Raw genomic sequence first — 4,490 nt, forward strand, 5'->3', positions numbered from 1 at the left:
AGAATGACAACTTTTATGAAAGATATTGGAACAGAAAAAATGACTGGTATTGAAGAGCGTATTCAACAAAAAATTGATAAGGAATTTCCAAAAGAAGATTTTGATGTTACTATGACTGGTGGTGCCTTGGTATTTTTAAAAGGAACCACCTTTTTAATAAATAACCTAGTAATTTCGCTATCACTAGCCATTTTATTAATTGCTATTTTTATGGCTTTTCTGTTTCGTTCTTTTAGAATGATTATAATTTCTTTAATTCCTAATATATTTCCACTACTTATTACAGCTGGCTTAATGGGGTATTTGGGTGTGCCAATAAAACCTTCAACAATATTGGTTTTTAGTATTGCATTTGGTATTTCTGTAGATGACACAATTCACTTTTTAGCAAAATATCGACAAGAATTAATTGCTAACAATTGGAGAATTAAACAATCTGTTTACGCAGCTTTAAGAGAGACTGGTGTAAGCATGTTTTATACTTCAATTGTACTGTTTTTTGGTTTCTTAGTGTTTACCGTTTCCAGTTTTGGAGGTACAATTGCATTAGGAGGTTTGGTTTCAATTACGCTTTTATTTGCAATGGTTTCTAATTTATTATTACTTCCTTCGTTATTATTATCATTAGAAAAGAAAATTGCTAATAAGAAAACGTTTAAAGAACCAACATTAGATATATTAACACCTGAAGATACAAACGGAGATACCTAAAAAATTGTTGATATTAATCTCAAAATACGTAAAAGTACCTATATAAATATATAGAATTTTATCGATTCACTTTTACACAATTAGACTTTCCAACTTTCATTAGTTCATGTATCTTTGTAACTCTTAAAATTTTAAACATGATTAGAAGTACTGTAGCTGAACTTTTGGGTTCAAATAAATTTTTACAAGATGTAACCCTTAAAGGTTGGGTTAGAACATTTAGAGCAAATAGATTTATTGCAATAAACGATGGTTCAACTATTAACAATATACAATGTGTTGTTGACTTTGAAAAAACAGATGAAACAACTCTAAAACGCATTACTACAGGAGCTGCAATTTCTGTAAAAGGAACTTTAATTGAAAGTCAAGGTAAAGGGCAATCTGTTGAAATTCAGGTAAATGAAATTGAAATATTAGGAGATTCAAACCCTGAAGAATACCCAATTCAACCAAAAAAACATAGCTTCGAATTTTTAAGAGAAAACGCACATTTAAGAGTAAGAACAAATACATTTAGTGCAGTAATGAGAGTGCGATCTGCATTGTCTTTTGCAGTTCATAAATATTTTACCGAAAATGGTTTTTACAATTTTAGTGCTCCAATTATAACTGGATCAGATGCTGAAGGAGCAGGAGAAATGTTTAAGGTAACTACTTTAGACCTTGAAAATCTGCCAAAAAATGAAGACGGGAAAATAGATACTACAAAAGATTTTTTTGGTAAAATGACCAACTTAACAGTTTCTGGTCAATTAGAAGCTGAAACCTATGCTATGGCCTTAGGTAAAGTATATACTTTTGGACCAACTTTTAGAGCTGAAAATTCTAATACTACTCGCCATTTATCTGAATTTTGGATGATTGAACCTGAAGTTGCGTTCAATAATTTAGATGACAATATGGATTTGGCTGAAGATTTTATTAAATCTGTAATAAACTATGTTTTAGAAAATTGTAAAGACGATATTGCTTTTCTAGATGGCAGATACAATCAAGAAGAGAAAACCAAACCAGCATTGCAACGCAGTGAAATGACTTTGCTCGAAAAATTAAATTTTGTAGTGGATAACAACTTTAAACGTGTTAGTTATACAGAAGCCATTGATATTTTAAGAAATAGCAAACCTAACAAAAAGAAAAAATTTCAATATATTATTAACGAATGGGGTGCCGACTTGCAAAGCGAACACGAACGCTTTTTAGTTGAAAAACATTTTAAATGTCCTGTAATTTTATTCGATTATCCGGCAAATATAAAAGCATTTTATATGCGCTTAAACGACGACGGTAAAACTGTAAGAGCAATGGATGTTTTATTTCCAGGAATAGGAGAAATTGTTGGTGGAAGTCAGCGAGAAGAGCGTTTAGAGATTTTACAACAAAAAATGGCCGCACTTGATATTGAAGAAAAAGAATTATGGTGGTATTTAGATACCCGAAAATTTGGAACAGCAGAACATAGTGGTTTTGGATTAGGATTTGAGCGTTTAGTTCAATTTACAACAGGTATGGGGAATATTAGAGATGTAATTCCGTTTCCAAGAACACCGCAAAACGCCGAATTTTAAATTGTTCAATTAAAAAAATTGAATACATAATTCAATGTTTTTTGTATTTTTATAAAAAGTCACAATAAATATATGCTTAAACAAAGCTTACATTATAAGTTATTACAAAAATTATCACCTCAGCAAATTCAATTAATGAAATTGATTCAATTGCCTACACAAGCATTTGAGCAAAAATTAAAACAAGAATTGGAGGAAAATCCTGCCTTAGAAGGTGGTAAAGAAAATACAGATGATTTTGAGGATTCTCAAAATGATGAATACGATGATTCTGGTAACGAAAATATAAGCACAGATGATATAAATATTGATGAGTATTTAAGTGACGATGAAATACCTAATTACAAAACACAAGCAAATAATTACTCCTCAGATGATGAGGATAAACATATTCCCTACGCTTCTGGAACCTCGTTTACGCAACATTTAAAAACTCAAATAAACACTTACCGGTTAACTGAAGATGAAGAAACTATTACAGATTTTCTAATTGGAAGTATAGATGATAGCGGCTATTTAAGACGCGATTTAGATGATGTCTTAGACGATTTAGCATTTACACAAAATATCTTTACAACTATAGAAGAGTTAGAAAGATTATTACATTTGGTGCAACAATTAGATCCGGCTGGTGTTGGTGCAAGAAGTTTAAAAGAATGCTTAATTCTTCAATTAAAAAGAAAACCAGAGAAACCTAGTGTACTACTCGCAATAAATATCCTCGAAAATTCTTTTGATCATTTTGCTAAAAAGCACTACAAAAAATTATTGCAAAAATTTCATATTTCAGAAGAGCAACTAAAAGATGCTATCTTACAAATTGAAAAATTAAATCCAAAACCTGGTGGTTCTTATTTAGGAAATAATAGAATAGCAGAGCAAATTGTTCCAGATTTTACTATAAAAATTGTTGAAGGTGAATTAGAGCTTTCACTCAACTCAAGAAATGCTCCAGAACTGCATGTTTCCAGAGAATATAGTAACCTGTTGCACGGATATAAAGATTCAAAAGAAAAATCTAAATCTCAAAAAGAAGCTGTACAGTTTATAAAACAAAAGTTAGACTCTGCAAAATGGTTTATAGATGCAATAAAACAACGTCAGCAAACCTTACTTCTAAATATGAATGCAATTATGCAACATCAAAAAGAATATTTTTTAACAGGTGACGAACGCAAGTTAAAACCTATGATCTTAAAAGATATTGCAGATGTAATTGATATGGATGTTTCCACAGTATCTAGAGTTGCTAACAGCAAGTATGTTAGTACACCTTATGGTACAAAATTAATTAAGGAATTCTTCTCCGAATCAATGAAAAACGATCAAGGTGAAGATGTTTCAACCCGAGAAATTAAAAATATTTTAGAAACTGTTATTTCAAATGAAAATAAAAAGAAACCTTTAACAGATGACAAATTATCTGTTCTTTTGAAAGAAAAAGGATATCCAATTGCAAGAAGAACTGTTGCAAAATATAGAGAACAACTAGATATTCCAGTAGCCCGATTAAGGAAAAAGATATAATAGTAGTTAAAAACCTATGAAATTTTCAAAATTTATTTCTATATTTTTTCATCCAATTAATTTTCCAATTATTGGTGCGTTAATTTATTTTCTCTTTAGACCAAAATATATTTTTAAACCACAAGAATATACCATAATGTCAGTAATATTAATTGGTACATATGTTTTTCCAATTGTATTTCTTATTGTTTTAAAACGCTATAAAATGATTCATAGCTACCACATGATTTCAATAGAAGAACGAAAATTTCCTACTTTATTATTTACAGCAATTTCCATTATAATTGGTAATTGGTTGCTTAAAACTAAAATTGTAGATCTTTTAGCCGTGTTATTCTTTGGCTATTCATTGGCTTTTATAATTTCTTATATATTTCTTTTTTTTAAACAAAAGATAAGCTTACATACCGCTGCAATTGGTGGCTTAATAGGTTTTTTAATTTACTATAGTTATTATTATCAAATAAACCTAATTGCTATCTTAGCATTCTTTTTTATATTAAGTGGTTTAATTGCTTCATCAAGATTACGATTAAAGGCACATACAGTAAGTGAAGTATTTTTAGGGTTTTTTACAGGTTTAATAAGTCAATTTATACTATTTTTTATATACTACATGATATAAAATTTTAAACCAATTCTTATATCTTTAAAATCAAGTTGTGCTGCATTTAAAGTAAC

General features: G+C 29.4%; 4 protein-coding genes. All 4 read left to right on the forward strand.

The genetic code is table 11. The features are described 5' to 3' along the window. A partial coding sequence (locus tag AB1Z17_RS07545) for an MMPL family transporter (protein WP_368051190.1) occupies positions 1 to 711 on the forward strand: 711 nt, incomplete at its 5' end. A gap of 137 nt (positions 712 to 848) precedes the next feature. Then, positions 849 to 2,282, forward strand: coding sequence for an asparagine--tRNA ligase (asnS, locus tag AB1Z17_RS07550; RefSeq protein ID WP_368051191.1), 1,434 nt, complete (start codon positions 849 to 851; stop codon positions 2,280 to 2,282). A gap of 72 nt (positions 2,283 to 2,354) precedes the next feature. After that, entirely contained in the window at positions 2,355 to 3,809 is a 1,455-nt protein-coding gene (rpoN, locus tag AB1Z17_RS07555; RefSeq protein WP_368051192.1) for an RNA polymerase factor sigma-54, read from the forward strand. A 16-nt stretch (positions 3,810 to 3,825) separates the two neighbouring features. Next, entirely contained in the window at positions 3,826 to 4,434 is a 609-nt protein-coding gene (locus tag AB1Z17_RS07560; protein ID WP_368051193.1) for a hypothetical protein, read from the forward strand. Positions 4,435 to 4,490: the final 56 nt, after the last annotated feature.

Origin of the sequence: Lutibacter sp. (genome assembly GCF_040883305.1) — a bacterium.
GTDB lineage: Bacteria > Bacteroidota > Bacteroidia > Flavobacteriales > Flavobacteriaceae > Lutibacter.

Coding starts and splice junctions, on each gene's coding strand:
- rpoN (WP_368051192.1), top strand. CDS start 2,355: ATGCTTAAACAAAGCTTACATTATAAGTTATTACAAAAATTATCACCT.
- asnS (WP_368051191.1), top strand. CDS start 849: ATGATTAGAAGTACTGTAGCTGAACTTTTGGGTTCAAATAAATTTTTA.
- AB1Z17_RS07560 (WP_368051193.1), top strand. CDS start 3,826: ATGAAATTTTCAAAATTTATTTCTATATTTTTTCATCCAATTAATTTT.